Source organism: Holzapfeliella floricola DSM 23037 = JCM 16512 (assembly GCF_001436605.1).
Classification (GTDB): Bacteria; Bacillota; Bacilli; order Lactobacillales; family Lactobacillaceae; genus Holzapfeliella; species Holzapfeliella floricola.
In genome coordinates this window covers 76,583-93,575 of sequence record NZ_AYZL01000006.1, presented here as the reverse complement: position 1 = coordinate 93,575, position 16,993 = coordinate 76,583, and the positions used below count along the sequence as shown (strand labels likewise).

At 34.3% G+C, this 16,993-nt stretch carries 17 protein-coding genes; 7 read left to right on the top strand and 10 right to left on the bottom strand.

What is annotated here, in order from left to right; translation table 11 throughout:
- Positions 1–24 precede the first annotated feature (24 nt).
- Positions 25–720 carry a zinc metallopeptidase gene (locus FC86_RS00625; RefSeq protein ID WP_056974094.1) on the bottom strand — a complete coding sequence of 232 codons (696 nt, stop codon included), beginning with the start codon at positions 718–720 and terminating at the stop codon, positions 25–27.
- Between the two features lie 5 nt (positions 721–725).
- Complete coding sequence (locus FC86_RS00620) at positions 726–1,604, bottom strand: alpha/beta hydrolase (protein WP_056974093.1); 879 nt, start codon at positions 1,602–1,604, stop codon at positions 726–728.
- Between the two features lie 91 nt (positions 1,605–1,695).
- On the opposite strand from FC86_RS00620, the gene FC86_RS00615 reads away from it, so the two are divergent.
- From FC86_RS00615 to FC86_RS00600, 4 genes are all read left to right on the top strand, one after another.
- Positions 1,696–2,358, top strand: coding sequence for a ribonuclease H family protein (locus FC86_RS00615; protein ID WP_236692266.1), 663 nt, complete (start codon positions 1,696–1,698; stop codon positions 2,356–2,358).
- 18 nt (positions 2,359–2,376) lie between these two features.
- A complete protein-coding gene (locus tag FC86_RS00610) occupies positions 2,377–3,594 on the top strand; it encodes a DUF2075 domain-containing protein (RefSeq protein WP_056974092.1) in 1,218 nt (405 codons plus the stop codon).
- 102 nt (positions 3,595–3,696) lie between these two features.
- Positions 3,697–4,530, top strand: a complete 834-nt coding sequence (locus tag FC86_RS00605) for a glycosyltransferase family 2 protein (RefSeq protein WP_056974091.1) — start codon at positions 3,697–3,699, stop codon at positions 4,528–4,530.
- Positions 4,511–5,167 (top strand): alpha/beta fold hydrolase, encoded by a 657-nt coding sequence (locus tag FC86_RS00600; protein WP_056974090.1) that lies wholly within the window; start codon positions 4,511–4,513, stop codon positions 5,165–5,167. The genes FC86_RS00605 and FC86_RS00600 overlap by 20 nt, the downstream gene beginning before the upstream one ends.
- A 27-nt stretch (positions 5,168–5,194) precedes the next feature.
- Here FC86_RS00600 and pepF read toward each other — a convergent pair whose 3' ends face one another.
- Positions 5,195–6,997: an oligoendopeptidase F gene (gene pepF / locus FC86_RS00595; protein ID WP_056974089.1), complete on the bottom strand. Its 1,803-nt coding sequence runs from the start codon at positions 6,995–6,997 to the stop codon at positions 5,195–5,197.
- Positions 6,998–7,113: 116 nt separating this feature from the next.
- Here pepF and FC86_RS00590 point away from each other — a divergent pair, with 116 nt between their 5' ends.
- Positions 7,114–8,082 carry a ribose-phosphate diphosphokinase gene (locus FC86_RS00590; protein WP_056974088.1) on the top strand — a complete coding sequence of 323 codons (969 nt, stop codon included), beginning with the start codon at positions 7,114–7,116 and terminating at the stop codon, positions 8,080–8,082.
- A gap of 47 nt (positions 8,083–8,129) precedes the next feature.
- Here the strand turns inward: FC86_RS00590 and FC86_RS00585 are convergent, their stop codons facing one another.
- Together FC86_RS00585 and FC86_RS00580 are read right to left on the bottom strand one after the other, a co-directional pair.
- Entirely contained in the window at positions 8,130–8,735 is a 606-nt protein-coding gene (locus FC86_RS00585) for a nitroreductase family protein (protein WP_056974087.1), read from the bottom strand.
- 93 nt (positions 8,736–8,828) lie between these two features.
- Positions 8,829–9,485 (bottom strand): NAD(P)H-dependent oxidoreductase, encoded by a 657-nt coding sequence (locus FC86_RS00580; protein WP_056974086.1) that lies wholly within the window; start codon positions 9,483–9,485, stop codon positions 8,829–8,831.
- 110 nt (positions 9,486–9,595) lie between these two features.
- Here FC86_RS00580 and FC86_RS00575 point away from each other — a divergent pair, with 110 nt between their 5' ends.
- Positions 9,596–10,033, top strand: coding sequence for an Rrf2 family transcriptional regulator (locus FC86_RS00575; RefSeq protein ID WP_056974085.1), 438 nt, complete (start codon positions 9,596–9,598; stop codon positions 10,031–10,033).
- 12 nt (positions 10,034–10,045) lie between these two features.
- On the opposite strand, the gene FC86_RS00570 is transcribed toward FC86_RS00575, so the two are convergent.
- From FC86_RS00570 to FC86_RS00550, 5 genes are all read right to left on the bottom strand, one after another.
- The gene (locus FC86_RS00570; RefSeq protein WP_056974084.1) at positions 10,046–11,005 is read right to left on the bottom strand and encodes an ABC transporter permease; all 960 of its coding nucleotides are present in this window, start codon (positions 11,003–11,005) and stop codon (positions 10,046–10,048) included.
- Positions 11,005–12,072: an ABC transporter permease gene (locus FC86_RS00565; protein WP_056974083.1), complete on the bottom strand. Its 1,068-nt coding sequence runs from the start codon at positions 12,070–12,072 to the stop codon at positions 11,005–11,007. Before FC86_RS00565 ends, FC86_RS00570 begins: the two co-directional genes overlap by 1 nt.
- 1 nt (position 12,073) lies before the next feature.
- Positions 12,074–13,645, bottom strand: coding sequence for an ABC transporter ATP-binding protein (locus FC86_RS00560; protein ID WP_056974082.1), 1,572 nt, complete (start codon positions 13,643–13,645; stop codon positions 12,074–12,076).
- A gap of 140 nt (positions 13,646–13,785) precedes the next feature.
- The gene (locus FC86_RS00555) at positions 13,786–14,835 is read right to left on the bottom strand and encodes a BMP family lipoprotein (protein ID WP_056974081.1); all 1,050 of its coding nucleotides are present in this window, start codon (positions 14,833–14,835) and stop codon (positions 13,786–13,788) included.
- Between the two features lie 201 nt (positions 14,836–15,036).
- On the bottom strand, positions 15,037–16,074 hold the full coding sequence (locus FC86_RS00550) for a BMP family lipoprotein (protein ID WP_056974080.1): 1,038 nt from the start codon (positions 16,072–16,074) through the stop codon (positions 15,037–15,039).
- Between the two features lie 224 nt (positions 16,075–16,298).
- On the opposite strand from FC86_RS00550, the gene FC86_RS00545 reads away from it, so the two are divergent.
- Positions 16,299–16,928: a GntR family transcriptional regulator gene (locus tag FC86_RS00545; protein ID WP_056974079.1), complete on the top strand. Its 630-nt coding sequence runs from the start codon at positions 16,299–16,301 to the stop codon at positions 16,926–16,928.
- Positions 16,929–16,993 lie beyond the last annotated feature (65 nt).

Here is a 16,993-nt window from a genome sequence, read left to right as displayed (position 1 = left end):
AATCTCCATTATAGACTAGATGAGTTAGTCGTTATTTCGGTTAGTAAAAAGTAAAACGAGACGAAGTAGCTGCAAAAAAGTACTTAGGGCTGATGCAATGTAAGTAAATGCAGCAGCAGTTAGAACTTTCTTGACAGCTGAAAGTTCAGTTTCAGTTAGTAATTTTTGGTTTTTAAGTGAGACTACAGCTCTTCTTGAGGCATCAAATTCAACAGGAAGTGTGACCACTTGAAATAACAACACAGCGGCAAATGCTAAGATACCAATATTAATCAATGTTTGATTCATACCCAATAAAACACCAATAAGAATAAGAGGCATTGAAAGGGATGCACCTAAGTTAGCTACTGGAACAATGCGTGCTCTTAATCTCATCGGTGCATAATCAGATGCATCTTGAATAGCATGACCAACTTCATGAGCTGCAACGCCAACAGCAGCTACTGAAGAATTATCAAAAGTAGCTTCTGATAAGTTTAAAGTTTTGTTTTGGCCATTATAGTTATCAGTTAAGTTTCCCTCAATGGCATGGATAGTAACATTTTGAATAGTTTGATCAGCTAAAATTGCTTTTGCAGCTTGTTCACCAGTTAAATTGCTTTGACTTAAAACACGGCTATATTTAGAAAAAGTAGACTGGACAAACATTGAAGCAAGTGCCGAAAGCCCCATTCCGATTAAAATAAGGAAAAAGTAAGGGTCATAGAATAAAGGAAACATAAAAATCACTCCATTTCATTTGAATATAAAAATCGATTTAAAACATCAATAGCATATCGATTGTCATGAATTAAACTATGTTCACCAAATTTGCCTAAAAGTTCAAATTCATGGAACTCTTTAACGACTGGTGACAAGATGTATTTAATAGATCTAGCTGAGATGACTGAAATATACTTATCAGTATTAGAATCGTCATCAACATTGCCGTACATATTTAAGATACGGACATTTTTTGGAAAACGGTGCCGTTTAAATAAAAGTTGCAGGTAGCGCAGGTTCATTAGAATCGGTCTGCCTTTTTTGGTGAGCTGGTTGACATTTGGGAAGTCCCCTAAGTAAACAACACCATCAAATGGCCCGGCTAATAGCACTAGTTTGTTTAATCGTGGAAAATGGCTTGAACGGTGTTTTTTCATTGCTTCAAGGACTAAACTAGTAGCCCCTAGTGAATGCCCTACAGCATTGAACTGTGTGAAGTGATAGGTATTGGCTAAAGCTGGTAAAATCATATCTAAATATCTTGTAATCCCAATATTACCCACAAATCTATCTTTGAAAACAACTTGTACAATAGGATGAGGCCCATCACCTAAATCTCCATCGTAGTCAATATTTCCTAGTAAGTCGATTGTAACACGCAAGAAAGTTTTATTTTGACTATAACTCATTGCCGCATCGACCATTTGCTGTGTGGAAGAGTCATTTCCTCGAAATCCGTGAACATAAAAGGTTGGAATTTGTTTACTTGGTTTAATATCGGGTTCTCGTTTTTTATAACGATATTTTTTGCTAAAAAGGCGTAAAAAAGGTTTAAGAATACCAAAACTAGTTAAAATTCCCATTACAATAGAGAGGTAAGAATCTGTTTTCTTTTTTTTCATTCATCAACCTCCTTTGTTTAATGTAATAGTATTATTTTACATTAAACTTGTTAAAATGAGAAATATAACGAAAATAACAGGAGGTAAGCTTATGAAATACTACGCAGTTAAAAAAGGACGTCAGGTTGGTATCTATAAAGATTGGGATAGTGCAAAAGCACAAGTCGATGGCTATAAAGGTGCTGTCTATAAAAGTTTTAGTACTAAGCAAGAAGCTGATAACTTTATAGCAGGTATCACGGTGAAACAACAGCCACCAAAAACAGAATTACAAAGCATGAAATCAATTAGAGTGTTTACAGATGGTGGTTCTAGAAACACTGGAAATTATAAAGGCGGTCAAGTCAAAAAAACGGACAAAGCAGCATGGGCTTTTTTGATTCAAACACCTCAACAAAATTATAAAGGGACAGGATTTGAAGCAGGTGCCACAAATAATCGTATGGAGATTATGGCATTACTAAAAGCTATGTCATCAATAACATCATTAAAATTAAATCCTGATGAAGTTGAATTTGTTTTAGATTCAAAGTATGTTTTAGATGCAATCAGACTGGGCTGGTTAAAAGGCTGGGCAAAAAATGGATTCAAGCGAAAAAATGGAGAATTGAAAAATAAAGAATTATGGCAAAAGATGTATGAATTACTACCAAAGTTTGAAAAATCAATTTTTTCATGGACTAAGGGACATGCAGTAAGTCAAGGAAACATATTTGTGGATGAATTGTTGAATCAAACAATGGATCAAAATTAGAGAAAGAAGTTTTGGGTTTTGATAAATGATGCCGAAGAAAAGCTAAATGATGTCAGTCAACTGAGCTTTGGACAAGAAAAAGTAACTCATGAGATATTTGATCAAGTTAAAAAACACTTTTCAGACGATAATCCTTATGTGATATGGTTAGATGGGGATGCAGGGACAGGGAAAAGCGTAGTACTGACAGAATTATTCAAAAAGATTCAATATGAGAGTCGTACACAAAAAAACACATGTCTTTATCAAACCTCTAACTATCTGACAGTTAATCACGCTGAAGTAATTAAAGTTTACAAAGGAATTGCTGGGAAAGAACCACATCTTTACAAAAAAGATGTTCAAAAACCAACCACTTTAATTAATCGCCTACAAAAAGAAAACAAAAAAGCAGATGTCGTTTTGATAGATGAGGGGCACTTGTTGTTAACTCAACCCGATAGATATAACAATTTTAATCAAACCAATCAATTGGATGAATTAATTAAACAAGCTAAAATCGTTGTTATCGTTTTTGATGAACATCAATTTTTGAAAACGAAAAGTTTTTGGACTAATCAAAAACTGCAGTCTATTTTGCAAAAATATTGCCACAAAAAGTTTAAACTAACTGAACAGTTTAGACTGAAAGCGCCTACAGAAGTTCTTAACTGGATTGATAATTTTGCAAAAGAACGCCAATTAGTCAAATATCCAGAAAGCGGGAATTATGATTTTCGATTATATACTGACTTATCAACCATGTATCAAGATTTGAAGCAAAAAAATAGTCAATATGGATTGTCACGCTTAATTAGTACAGCTGATTATCCTTATAAACTAGATGGGAAGTTGTATTATATTACAGAGCCAGGATTTAGGTTGCCATGGGATCATGATATTAATCCAAATTTGCCATGGGCTCAAAGACCTGAGACAATCAATGAAGTAGGTTCAATATATACAATACAAGGTTTTGATTTGAATTATGCAGGGGTTATCATAGGACCTGGAATAACTTATGATAAAAAAACCAATCAAATTATACCCAAGCCAAAATATTATCAAGACTTTGAAGCTTTTAAGAAGTCTTCGGATGAAAACAGCAATCAGCAATTATTAACAATTAAAGAGCAGATTATGATGAATGCAGTTAATGTCCTACTAAAAAGAGGCGCTTATGGATTGTTCATTTATGCTAGCGATTCTAATCTAAAAGAGGCATTTGCCAATTTTAACTCCAATAATTGGAAGTGATAACCTTTAACAAAGTCTTAAAAAAGTGTAAAATAGCTTAGAAAAGCCATTTTTCTAATGTAGAATGAGGGAGATAAACGCTATGAAAGGTGAAGATAAAGAATGTGTGAAAAGCCATTATTAACAGTATTAATGCCAGTTTATAATGTAGAGGGTTATATTAAAAGGGGTCTAGACAGCTTATTAAAGCAAAAAAATGAAAATTTTGAAATATTGGTTATTAATGACGGTTCAACGGATAAAACACCTGAAATTGTCGAATCATATCGCCATCAGTTCAAACATTTGAAAATGGTGTCACAGCCTAATATGGGACTTTCAGCTGCTCGAAACACCGGACTTGATAATGTTGAAACACCTTATTTAACATTTCTAGATGGTGATGATTGGGTTGAGCCAGAATTTACAAATCACTTCATCAAAAATATGTCAAAACAAGATGTAGACCTAGCAACAAGTAGTTTTTTTATTGACTATGAAGGAAAGCCAAGTAAGGTTGCACATAAAAAGAATGAGTCTAAAGTTTTAGATAGAGGCCAAATGGCCACACAAATTATTAGACCAGGTGGTAGCGTCAAAGGCTATACTTGGAATAAGTGTTATCGTATTGATTTAATTCGTAAACATAACTTGAAATTCGACGAAACGATTTCAATTATGGAAGATCAGTATTTCAATTTGAAATATTTAGAAAAAGCGCAGGGATCGTTTTTTTATAGTACTAAACCTTTATATCACTACATCCAGCGTGATGACAGTTTAATTCATAATATTGATCTTAAAGAATTTGCCGTTGCGATGGTGAAATGTCATGGACTTTATATCAACTTAAGTATGTCAAAGAAAAATAACCGGCCCAATAAAAAACAAAAAATATTGAAACAAGAGATTGAAACAAGTATTGAAGAGGAGAAAAATGAATATCAAAGTCAATAATATCTCATTAAACTACCAAAAACTTGGATCAGGACACCCATTAATTTTATTGCACGGTAATCAAGAAGATAGCCGTATATTTGATCGATTAATGGCTGCTTTAAGTGCACAATATACTGTTTACATAATTGATACCCGCGGACATGGACAAAGCGAAAGACCAGATACTTTTTCTTATCAGGATATGGTTGAGGATATTGCAAGCTTTATTCGAAAATTTAATTTGAAGCAGCCGTACTTATTTGGGTTTAGCGATGGTGGAATTGTGGGGTTGATGCTTGCAAGCCAATACCCTAACATTCTAGGAAAATTAGTTGTAGCCGGAGCTAATACTGAAATTTCAGGTTTAACTCGAAAGGAACGGTTGAAACTTAAATTTGAGAACTTTATTAAACCCAATCCGTTGATAGAATTGATGCTAAACCAACAACCAATCACAGATGTACAACTCAAACGAATAACTGTTCAGGTTCTAGCGATGGTTGGTGAAAAAGACGTTGTTACCATAGAACATACACGTGAATTTTCTAGCAAAATCAAACATGCACGATTAATGGTTATGCCAAAGCAAACACATGATAGTTATATTACTCATAGTTTGTACTTGGTTCCTACATTAAAAAACTTTTTCAAATAAAAAATCCTAACATTATGTTAGGATTTTTTATTTTGATAATGCAATAATTTCATCAACGACTGTTTCAAGATAACTAATAGTATTTTCAAGTGGTGTTGACGTTGTAATATCGATTCCTAGTTTGTTAGCTGAATCAATAGGGGAAAGTGAATTTCCAATCGCTAAAAAATCTAGCCAATTATCACGTTCTGCTGTTGGATTTTCTTTAAACTTTAAGAATTCCTGTGTTGAAATTGTAAGAGAAGCTGAGTAAGTGTAGCTATAAAGTCCCATGTAATAGTGACTCTGACGCATCCAAGTTAATTCAGTACCCTCATTATAATCAAGACTATCACCATAAAATTGTTTTAGTACGTCTAGTTTAAGATCGTTAAGAATTTGGGCGTTAAAACTTTTGCCTTTATCAACTAATTGATAAACTTTTTGCTGGAAAGCAGCTTCAAGTAAATGAGTGACAAAGTTGTGGAAATAAGTATTATTGAATAATTTCCCTAAAGCAAAACGTTTTTGCTGGTTGTTTTGACTAGTTGTAGACAAATAATCCGTCAATAGTAGTTCATTAAATGTTGAAGCTGTTTCTACAATGTAGGTTGAAGGGTTAAAGTCAAGATAAGTATTCGCTTCACTACTTAAAATGCCTTGTCCGGCATGTCCTAATTCATGTATCAAAGTATAAACATCTGAAAGTGTATTTTGCCAAGATAATAAAATTTTGGGTTTCTTTTGATAAGGCTGTGCACAAAAAGCACCGGTTTCTTTACCTTTGTTAGCAGTGAAATCAATCCATCGTTCATTAAATCCTTTTAAAATCATGTTTTGATAACTATTGCCTAAAGGTGCTAATGCATTTTTGATGTAGTCTTTCGACTGTGCGATAGAAACTTTGGGTGTGTAGTCAAAATCAATATCGATTAGTCGATCAGCAAAAGTCAATTGATCTAGTTGATGTTCATTTTTCAAAAATTTTAGGTATTTTTGCACAACGGGACCAAATTTAGTCATAATTAAATCGATTTGACGATTGAACATTTCTCGAGAAACTTCTTGATTATATAGTAGATAGTCGATAACGGAATCAAAACCATATAAATCGGCTAAAACTTTTTCGCTAGTTACCTTATTTAGATAATTAGCAGCTAGTGTGTCTTGGTATTTGCGAAGTTGTTTTGAAAAAGCATCAAAAGCCGTACGTCTGATATCGGTGTTATGATGAAAAGCGTAATAGTCTTCATATAGGCTAAAGGAGAGCGGGTAAGCTTGGCCATTAACCGTGAAATCATCAAAAGATAAGTCAGCACCGATGACTTGGCCATATAATCGGCTAGGACCTTGAAGTACGGGCATCAGTTTATTTAATGTTTGTTCGATTTTTTTGTTAGGCGCAATTTTTTGTTTTTGTTTAATATTTCTTAAGAATCCAGTGAATTGAGGATTATCTCTCATTAATTTTTTGAAGTTTTCGTGAGGTAATTTTAAAAGTAAATCTTCAAAGAATTGTAAATTGGTTGTTAATTCTGATTCGATTTGGTCTCCTCGAAACGCAATATTACTATTTTCAGTGTTAGTTAAATCAACGGATTGATTTAAAAAAGCATAATTCAATAAAATATCTGCGTGACACCATAAATCGTTATAATCAAAAAGTGCTGTTTCAATTTCGCTAATATTGAGTGAACGATTGGCGTATTGTTTACGGAATTGTTGAACCTGATCCATCAAATTATCAGCTTGGTTTGAAAAATCAGCATTATTTTGACATAAATCACTTAAATCGTAGGTATAACTTTTTTCGACATCTTTGCGATTAAGGTTGGCTTTTTTTATGCTCATTTGAAACCTCCAAATAATAATTTTGAATCGATTATAGCATTTTTTAACTATTGACGACATTTATTTGGTAAACTAGAATTGAAAAAATAACAAATAAAAAGGTGAGATTTAATAATATGTCAACATCAAAACATTCAATTAAGTTACTAGGACTAAATGGCAATCTACCATTAGCTGAAAAAATCGCAGCTAAAATAGGTGCTCCTTTACTTGAAACGAGTACACGTCACTTTAGTGATGGTGAAATTCAAGTGAATATTGATGAAACAATTCGTGGTGATGATATTTATGTTATTCAATCACTTCAAAATCCAATCAATGAAAACATTATGGAAACACTGATTGTTATTGATGCGTTAAGACGTGCATCCGCACATGAAATTAACGTTGTTCTTCCTTATTTTGCTTATTCGCGCGCAGATAGAAAGACACATTCAAGAGAACCCATTACAGCTAAATTATTAGCAAATATGATTGAAGAAGCGGGTGCGGATCGTGTGATTACGCTTGACTTGCATGCTGATCAGGTTCAAGGATTCTTTGATATTCCTGTTGATCATTTGCAAGCTATACCGATTTTAGCAAAATACTTTATTTCTAAACGTTTTGAAGAAGAAGATATCGTAATTATTTCGCCTGATCACAGTGGAACAAAGTTAGCTAGAAGATTTGCTGAATATTTTAATGCACCAATCGCAATTATCGATCAACGTGGTCCACACTATGATACGGAAGCTGTTAAGGATGTTATTGGTGATGTCAAAGATAAAACTGCAATCGTAGTGGATGACATGATTGATACGGGTGTACGCTTTGCTTATGCTTCAAAATCGTTGTTAGCCGCTGGTGCAAAAGAAATTTATGGAGCTGCAACTCACGCTTTATTATCAAATGGAGCAAGTCAATTATTAAATGATGCTCCAATTGAAGAAATTGCGGTAACCGATTCAATCGAATTGCCAAAAGAACAATATCCAGAAAAAATCAAACGTTTATCAGTTGATTATTTATTTGCAAATGCAATTGAACATATCTATGATAAAAAATCAATTCATTCTGTTTTTGAAGAACAACAAAAACTATAAAAAAAGAAAGTGCGTATTATGCACTTTCTTTTTTTATCTGTCGTTTATTAATCTTCAAAAACTTTAAAACGTGTACTGTCATCTAAAAAGTCTTTATCACCAGCTGGATTTTCAACAGAACCAAATGGCATCTGAGCTCTTAACACCCAGTTTTCTGGAATATCAAAGGCTTCTTTAACTTGATCATCAATGATTGGGTTATAGTGTTGGATGTTGGCGCCAATATTATTTGAAGCTAAAGTGGTCCAAACACTAAATTGCGCACCACCGAGACCTTGCTCACTCCAGTCATGCATATTTTGTGCGTAAGGTGCGAATTGTTTTTTGCTTTCTTCGATAGCATCTTGGTCACTGAAGTAAAGGATAGTACCGATACCATTTTTGAAAGATGATACACGCGCCTTTGATTGTTCAAAAGCATCATCATCTGACATGATGCTACGTAGCACATCAATTGTCATATCCCAAACTTTATCAGAAGAGTTACCAAACAAAATAACAGCACGAGTTGTTTGATTGTTAAAAGCAGTTGGTGATTGTTTAATGGCTTCTTTAATTAAAGTAGTAATTTCTTCTTTTGACTGAGGAACGTTTTTACCTAAAGCATAAATAGAGCGACGTTGAGTCATTAAGTCGATAAATGAGTTATTCATAGAAAATACCTTCTTATTCTTATTTTTTAGTTGTTACTTTTAATATCACAACTTCATTGTAAAAGTCTTTTTGGTATTTGTCAATTAAAAAGATTAGTCGATGATATCGTAAATTTCAGATAGTGGCAGACGTTTTTTTGGTGTTATTTCTTCATTACGGTAACCAAAACCAGCCATTAAAGATACACCGAACTTTTCGCGGTCTAAAATACCTTTTTGTGATAAGTAATCTTCAACTTTATCGATGTCAAAGCCTTCGATAGGGCAGCTGTCAATATCTAAGAATGCAGCAGTTGTCATCATATTAGCTAGTGTAATATAAGTTTGTTTAGCAGCCCAGTGATAAAGGTCGTGTGCGTTATCGAGTTTAAAGTCGTTTCGCTGAAAACTAGCAACACGCTTCAAAAATGGTGATTCAGGATCATAAGTACGTTTGCTGACAGTTTCAGTGAAGTGTTTGATATAATCGCTTGTTGGTGTAACATCTTTACGAGCTAAAAAAATAACAAAGTGACTAGCGCCAGTTAAACTAGGATTAGCTCCCCAAGCGACATCTTTTAAATCTTCTTTAACCGTATCGTTTTTAATTAGTAAAATTTTCCACGGTGAAAATCCAAGTGAACTTGGGGATAATCGACCAGCTTCAACGATTGTTTCCCAATCACTATCAGAAATCTTTTTATTACTATCAAATGATTTTGTTGCATATCTTCTGTTCATTACATTTAATATTTGTTGGTTTTTAGTCATTAAAAATCCTTCTTTCTTATTTTTTATAAGTATAATTAGTTTAACGTACTTTTTTTAATCATTCAATTGATGTATAGTATTAAAAGATTAGAAAATATCACCAACTGACATTGGAGGGTTTTAATATCGCAAATACAAAATTTAGTAACGCTATCTATATTTTAGTAGCAATTGCAACTAGTGATAATGAACAATTATCAAGTCAAAAAATCGCAGCACAGTTCAACGGTTCAGCCTGTGTTGTTAGAAGAATCATGTCAGAGTTGAATAAGGATGAGCTAATTAATACAACTCGGGGTTCGGCTAAAACGACACTTTTAAAAGATCCCAAGGATATGACGTTATATCAAATTTTCAAGACAGTTACACCTGATTATAAGATTTTAAATGTTGATGAAAAAGTTGATCAATCGTGTCCGCTAGCACGTGCTATGCCTGAAGTATTAAAAACGAGGTATGAAGATCTGCAGCGTACAATGGAAAATCAGTTGAAAGAGCAAACCTTGCAAGACGTGATTGATGATATAAAAAAAGCACAACCTCAGTGAGGTTTGTGCTTTTTATTTAGACTTGATAAAGGTTTCGCCGTCTGCTTTTGGTGCGGTTGATTTACCAATGAAGAAGGCAAGAACAACAATTGTGATTAAGTATGGTGCGACTTTGAAGACAACATCATTCCAACCAGAAATAATTGGAATGTAAGCTCCTACTATTGATAAGCTTTGTGCAAATCCAAAGAATAGGGCGGCAAACATTGCACCAATTGGATTCCATTTACCAAAAATCATCGCAGCAAGCGCCATAAACCCTTGTCCAGCGATTGTTGAAACATTGTAGTTTAGGGTAATTGCTTGTGACATGATGGCACCACCGATACCACCAAGCATTCCTGAAATTAAAACGGCTGAGTAACGCATTTTATAAACACTGATACCTAAGGTATCAGCAGCTTCAGGATTTTCACCAACAGATCTTAAGCGCAAGCCAAATCGAGTTTTGTAAAGAACCCACCAAGAAGCAAAAGCAAGTAAAATCCCAATCCAACCAATCACTAATGTGTTACTGAAGAAAATATCACCAATAACAGGGATTTTTGAAAGTAATGGAATATCAGTTGTCGACATATTTTGTTGGATAATAGGGGTTTGACCTTTACCATCGTAGATAACTTTAGTTAAGAAAACAGCAGCAGCAGGTGCTAACATGTTCAGCACAGTACCACTAATGATGTGGTTAGCACGTAAGTTAACAGTTGCAACAGCATGAACAATTGAGAAAAGCAAACCACAAATTCCACCAACAATTAAGGCTAACCAAGGTGTGGCAGCACCGAATGTTTCGTTGAAAGAAATACTGAAAACAGTTGAGGCAAAAGCACCAATTACCATGATACCTTCTAGTCCAACGTTAACAATTCCACCACGTTCAGAAAAAGTACCACCTAGTGATGTAAAAATTAATGGAGAAGCATAAATCAAAGTAGTTGAAACGATTGTCATTAAAATTGTCATTGTGTTCATTATGCTTTACCTCCTTTTGATTTGTTTGTTTTCATTTTTTTAGAAATATATTCAAATAAGTAACTTGCACCAACAAAGAAGATAATTAAAGCAATCACAATATCGACAATTTCTGAAGGTGTATTTGAGACAACCGGAATGTTTAAGCCACCAATTTTTAGTGAGGCAAATAATAGTGAAGCAAAGACAATTCCGATAGGGTTACCGTAAGCTAGTAAGGCAACAGCCAATCCATCAAAACCAACAGAAGGGGTGCTTGCTAGAACTAGAATGTTTTGATAGTTACCAATCCCATCAACAGCACCACCAATACCGGCAAGTAGTCCTGAGAGTGTCATCGCTAAAATGATAACTTTCTTGGTACTCATACCAGCATATTTTGAAGCATCTGAGTTCAAACCGATTGAACGAATTTCGTATCCAACGGTTGTTTTTTTCATAACGAAAGCCATGATAATAGCAATCACAATTGCGATGAATAAACCGTAGTGGAAAGTGGAGTTATTCGTTAATTCCATTAAGAAAGGAGAGCGCAGAGAAGCACTTTGTGGAATAGACTTACTATAATCAGCATCGCCATTTGCTAGGAATGATTTAACAATCCAGTTAGATAGATACAAAGCGATGTAGTTTAACATAATAGTTGTGATAACTTCGTTTGTTTTAAGGTAAGCACGAAGAACACCGGCAATTCCTGACCAGATACCTCCAGCAATCGCACCAGCAGCAATTGCACCTGTGATTAAAACAACTCCAGGGAGTGAAGGAAATGATAGGACGAACCAGATAGAAGATAGCCAACCAACAAGGTATTGACCAGCTCCCCCGATATTAAAAAATCCAGCAGAGGTTGCAACTGAAAATCCAAGACCAGTTAAAATTAACGGTGTTGCTTGACGAAGCGTTTCACCAATTGAGTTTGGATCACCCCAAGCTCCGGTGAATAAAGCTTCATAAGTCATGATAGGATCATAGCCTAGACATAACATAATAATTGCACCAAGGACGAAACCGGCTAATATTGAAATTAAAGGTATACTTAAACGACTTTTCCAATTCTTTGACATATTATTTATCTGCTACCTTTCGTTTGCTTTTTTTGATTTTATCAAGAGGTGTTCCTGCCATCATTAAACCAAGCTCTTGTTCAGAAGTCCTGCTTGCTTCAACAATTCCCATGTTTTCCCCATTGTGCATAACTAGGATACGGTCAGAAACGTTCAAGATTTCATCTAATGAAAAGCTAACAAGTAAAACACCGTTTCCTTTGTCACGCTGATCAACAAGACGTTTATGAATATATTCAATCGCACCAACATCAAGTCCACGAGTTGGGTTAGCAGCAATCAATAACTTAGGATTACGTTCAACTTCTCGAGCAATAATTACTTTTTGTTGGTTACCACCTGAAAGTGCACCAGTTTCACTTTTTTCGGAAGAAGTACGAATATCAAATTGTTCAATTAGGTGACGAGCATGTTCGTTCATGTAGTTATACTTCAACACACCATGAGCTGAGTCAGGTTTACAATAATAACTTTGTAATGCAATATTTTCTGATACAGTCATTGGTAAAATTAAACCAAATCGTTGTCTATCTTCAGGAATATGACCAAGACCTGCTTCGGTAACTTTTCGAACTTTTAGGTTGGTGATATTTTGATTATCTAATGTAATTGAACCAGATGAAGACTTTTCAAGTCCACTAATAGCTTGAACTAGTTCGCTTTGTCCATTACCATCAACACCTGCGATCCCTAAAACTTCACCAGCACGAACATTAAAACTAAGATTTTTAACACGTTCGACTTTTTGACTATCTTTAACAGATAGGTTTTCAATTTTCAGAACAGCTTCACCAGGTTTTGATTTAGTTTTATCTGTTTTGAAGCTAACTTCACGTCCAACCATCATATCAGCTAGTTGTTGCTCAGATGAATTTTTAACCAAGACACTACCGATGATTTGACCACGACGAATAACTGTACATTCATCAGCAACTTCTTTGATTTCATCTAATTTGTGGGTAATCAAGATAATTGATTTACCTTCTTGAACCATTTCCTTCATGATTGCCATTAATTCTGTGATTTCAGAAGGGGTTAAAACAGCTGTTGGTTCGTCGAAAATCAAAATATTAGCATCACGGTAAAGTAATTTAAGAATTTCAACACGTTGTTGCATACCGACAGAAATGTCTCTAACTTTGGCATCTGGATCAATTTCTAAATGATATTTTTCGGATAAGTCCATGATTTTTTGTCTAGCTTGCTTAAGGTTTAAAATACCAGCTGCCTTAGTGGGTTCGGCACCTAAAACAATGTTTTCAATTACAGTAAAGTCATCAACCAACATAAAATGTTGGTGGACCATTCCGATTCCAAGATTGTTGGCATCTTTTGAGGAAGTCATTGCAACTTTCTCACCGTTAACGAAAACGTCACCGCTAGTGGGTTGATACAAACCAGATAAAACGTTCATCATGGTAGACTTACCAGCACCGTTTTCACCTAGAAGTGCATGGATTTGTCCTTTTTTAATTTTTAAATTAATGTCGTTATTGGCTTTAAAATCGCCAAATGCTTTTGTCATGTGCTTGAGTTCAATTGCACACGAAGCTTGATCAAAATTTGATTGCATCTGTTGTATCTCCTTCGTCATCCATTTATTACTACTATTATATCGAAAAATAACCAATTGTTAAATAAAGGTTAAGCATAAAAATAAGAGCTGAAGTTAGTTTCAGCTCTTATTATTTGGTTGTGAGTTAAAAACTAAGATTAAGGTTTTTCTGGAACTGTTATTTTCCCATCAATAATATCTTGTTTAGTTTGTTCAACTTTGTTCCAAATATCAGTTGATAATTGACCTTTTGAAATGTCAACACCATTTTCTTTCAAACCAAAAACTTTGTGTTGTTTACCTGGGAAGTTACCAGCAAGTGTTTCGTTTGAAACTTCTTCAACAACTGTGTTTAAAGCCTTGATTGATGAAGTAAGTGTTAAGTTACCACCGTCGTATTGACCTTCTTCGGTTTGGTCACGGTCACAACCCACAACATAAACTTCTTTACCACTCTTACGAGCATCTTTTGCACTTGAGAAAACACCTAATCCAGCACTTCCAGCTGCTTGATAAATGGCATCATTACCATTATTATACATTGCTGTTGCAATTGATTTAGCAACGTCAGCTTTATCAAAAGCACCAACGTATTTAACGTCAACTTGAATATCAGGAACAGCGGCTTTAGCACCAGCTACATAACCTGCTTCAAAACGATTAATAACTTCACCTTTGACACCACCGATAAAACCGATTTTTTTGGTTTTACTATTCAAGGCAGCAGACATACCAGCGAGGTAAGCTGATTCGTTGTCTTTAAATGTTAATGAAGTAACGTTATCTAAATCAGGAACAACAGTATCAATAATCGCAAACTTTGTATTTGGATTTTGTTTAGCACCATCTGTTACAGCTTTATCAAGTTTGTAACCAATAGCATAAATTAAGTTATAGTTGTTTTTGATTAATTTGTTAATATTTACGGGATAATCTGAATCTTGGTGAGATTGAACGTAATCGTAACCACCTAATCCTTTAGTTAGGTTGTGTTCTTTGCCCCATTTTGTTAAACCTTCCCAAGCGGATTGGTTAAATGATTTGTCATCAACTCCGTTTAAATCGGTTAAAAGGGCTACAGCGAGTGAATTTCCTTTGTTTTGTGATTCGGAATTGTTCGAAGCCGAACGATTTGTACAAGCTGATAATGGTATGATGATGCCAAGTGCTAAAATAGCTAAGCTTATTTTTTTGATTAATTTATTCATAATTTCCTCCGTTATAGGTAATTAACCTAAAATCATTATATCAATATAATAACAGAAGACTGATAAATTAAAAAGTAAAAACTGTATGTTTTGTAAAAAAAGCATATAAACGTTCGTGTTTATGTCAATTTGAGTATAAAAAAACAACTTGAGTATAAAAAAACAACTAGTTTAAACTAGTTGTTTGAGTTTTTTTAATGATTAAATAGTGATTTTACCTGACATAATATCTTTTTTAGCTTGATCAACTTTTGCCCAAGTATCATCGCTTAGTTGACCTTTAACTAAATCAACACCATCTTCGTTAAGACCATAGATAGTGTGTTTTCCACCAGGGAATTCACCGTTCGCATTTTTATCAGCAACGTCTTTAATAACGCTTGATAGGTTTTTGATAGAAGAAGTTAAAGTGACATTTCCACCACTGTATTGACCTTCATCAGTTTGGTCACGATCAGCACCGATAACCCAAACTTTGTTACCACTTTTAGCTGAATCTTTAGCAACTGAGAATACACCAGTACCTGTTTCACCAGCAAGTTGGTAAATCACATCTGCACCTGTGTTATACATTGCAGTTGCCATTGATTTACCTAAATCAGCGCGACTGAATGAACCAGCATATTTAACATCAATCGAAATATCGGGGTTAACAGATTGTGCACCTGCACGGTAACCTTTTTCAAATTTACCTAGAACTTCACCTTGAACACCCCCGATAAAACCGATTTTGTTAGTTTTAGTTGAAAGTGCAGCAGAAACACCTGCAAGGTAAGCGGCTTGTTCATCTTTAAAGGTTAAAGATGCAACGTTTGATTGGTCAGAAATCACGTCATCAACAATTGCAAAGTTTGTATTTGGATTTTGTTTAGCAGCATCACCAATTGATTTAGATAAACGGTAACCAACACCGAAAATCATTTGGTATTTATTTTTGATTAGATTATTAATTTGAGAAGTTAAGTCTGAATCTTGTGTTGCAGCAGCATAGTTAAAACCACCAACACCCTTGGTGATGTTTTTTGACTGCCCCCATTGTTGAAGACCTTCCCATGCAGACTGGTTAAAAGATTTATCATCAATACTACCTAAAACTGTAACAGCTGTAGGTGTTTTGAAATTTTGGTTAACTTGACTTGCTGATTCTGTTGCTTGTTTTGAGCGGTTGGTACACCCTGTCAAAGCAAGTGAACACACAGCTAATGTAGAAATAATTCCAAAAATATAACGCTTCTTCATATATAGACCTCCGAAATAATTAAAATAGTAAAAATATTCAAAACCTCAAACATGTTACTAAATTTTTTTGTTGAAATCAAGAGATATTGAGAATGTTTGTATAAATTATACTGATAACGGTCACAACAAACAAAATAGTCTGTTGTCACTTTGGGTATTATTGTGGTAATATTTCTAAGGAGTAATGTAGATAATGTCATTATATTATGGTAGGAGTTGTTTTTATGGCGAATGCAACACAATCAGTACAGCCAAGATATCAACAAATCGCAATTGGAATTGCAGAGCGGATAGTTGAAGGGCGCTATGTTGAAGGTGAGAAATTAAGAGCACGTTCAACTATTGCAATGCAGTTTCAAGTTTCACCGGAAACTGCAAGAAAAGCGATTACAATTTTAGCCGATCTTTCTATTGTGGAAGTAAAGCATGGATCTGGTTTTTTTGTTTCTTCAAAAGATCGTGCACAAGAATTTATTAAGCAGCATCAAGATGTTAGAAGTTTAACGACGATTAAACAAGATCTAAATCACAGCATTAAACGACAACAGTCAGAATCTAAGGAATTCATTACATTACTAAATAAATTGGTTGATCAAACCAAACGATTTAATGAAGATAATACTTTAATTCCATATGAACTACTTGTAACTGAAGATTTTGAAGATCATTCTAAAAACATCAGTGAGTTAAACTTTTGGCATAATACTGGAGCGACAATTGTTGCAGTTAAACATAAAAATAAAATGATTGTATCTCCAGGACCGTTAGCTAAAATAGAAGTAGGAGATATTATCTACTTTGTAGGTGATGAATTTGCCTATCAAAGAGTTGTAAATCTACTCATGTCAAGGTAATCTAGAGGTAGCTATTTGACAAAAGTGACCCTAGGTGTTTTAATAGTGTGGTCACTTAAGAAATT